Below are 1,428 nucleotides of genomic sequence, written 5' to 3'. Positions count from 1 at the left end.
CGGAAGACATCCTCATCGGTGTCGCGCATCTCGATGGACATACCGTCGCTGGAGAGCACCTCGACATTCAGGCACAGCGACTGCATCTCCTTGATCAAGACCTTGAACGACTCCGGAATGCCCGGCTCGGGGATGTTCTCGCCCTTGACGATCGCCTCATAGACCTTCACCCGGCCCAGCACGTCGTCGGACTTGATCGTCAGCAGCTCCTGCAGCGCATAGGCGGCACCGTAGGCCTCCAGCGCCCACACCTCCATCTCCCCGAAGCGCTGGCCACCGAACTGCGCCTTACCACCCAGCGGCTGCTGCGTGATCATCGAGTACGGGCCGGTCGAGCGCGCGTGGATCTTGTCATCCACCAGGTGCAGCAGCTTCAGGATGTAGATGTAGCCCACCGAGATCGGGTGCGGGAACGGCTCACCGGAGCGGCCATCGAACAACTGCGCCTTACCGTTCGGGCCGACCATGCGCCCGCCGTCCCGGTTGACCAGCGTGTTGTCCAGCAGCCCGATGATCTCCTCCTCGTGCGCGCCGTCGAAGACCGGGGTGGCCACATTGGTCCGCGGCGCCACCTCGCCAAAGCCCTTATCGCGCAGCCGCTCGGCCCAGGCCTGCTCGATGCCGGAGATGTCCCAGCCGCGCGCGGCGATCCACCCCAGATGCGTCTCCAGCACCTGGCCGACGTTCATCCGGCCGGGCACCCCCAGCGGGTTGAGGATGATGTCGACCGGGGTGCCGTCCTCCAGGAACGGCATGTCCTCCACCGGCAGGATCTTGGAGATGACCCCCTTGTTGCCGTGCCGGCCGGCCAGCTTGTCCCCATCGGTGATCTTCCGCTTCTGCGCCACATACACGCGCACCAGCTCGTTGACCCCGGGCGGCAGCTCATCACCCTCCTCGCGGGAGAACACCCGCACCCCGATGACCTTGCCCTGCTCACCGTGCGGCACCTTCAGCGAGGTGTCGCGCACCTCCTGGGCCTTCTCCCCGAAGATCGCCCGCAGCAGCCGCTCCTCGGGGGTCAGCTCGGTCTCACCCTTGGGCGTGACCTTGCCCACCAGGATGTCCCCGGGCACCACCTCGGCGCCGATCCGGATGATGCCACGCTCATCCAGGTCGGCCAGGACCTCCTCGGAGACGTTGGGGATGTCCCGGGTGATCTCCTCGGGGCCCAGCTTGGTGTCGCGGGCGTCGACCTCGTGCTCCTCGATGTGGATCGAGGACAGCACGTCGTCTTGCACCAGGCGCTGGGACAAGATGATGGCGTCTTCGTAGTTGTGGCCCTCCCACGGCATGAACGCCACCAGCAGGTTCTTGCCGAGCGCCATCTCGCCGTCGTCGGTGCACGGGCCGTCGGCGATGACCTGGTTGACCTCGATGCGGTCGCCCTCGGCCACGATCGGCTTCTGGTTGAAGCAGGTGCCCTGG

Annotated in this window: 1 protein-coding gene; it reads right to left on the bottom strand. The window is 66.4% G+C overall.

Annotation, left to right across the window (positions count from 1 at the left end; translation table 11 throughout):
- On the bottom strand, nt 1-1,428 hold a 1,428-nt coding region (locus tag Pta02_RS40730; protein WP_444980753.1), incomplete at both ends, for a DNA-directed RNA polymerase subunit beta.

This window comes from Paraplanobispora takensis, from assembly GCF_016863195.1.
In the GTDB taxonomy this organism is placed as follows: domain Bacteria; phylum Actinomycetota; class Actinomycetes; order Streptosporangiales; family Streptosporangiaceae; genus Planobispora; species Planobispora takensis.
Note: the sequence above shows the minus strand (reverse complement) of the source record. Positions and strands in the feature narration are given on the sequence as shown.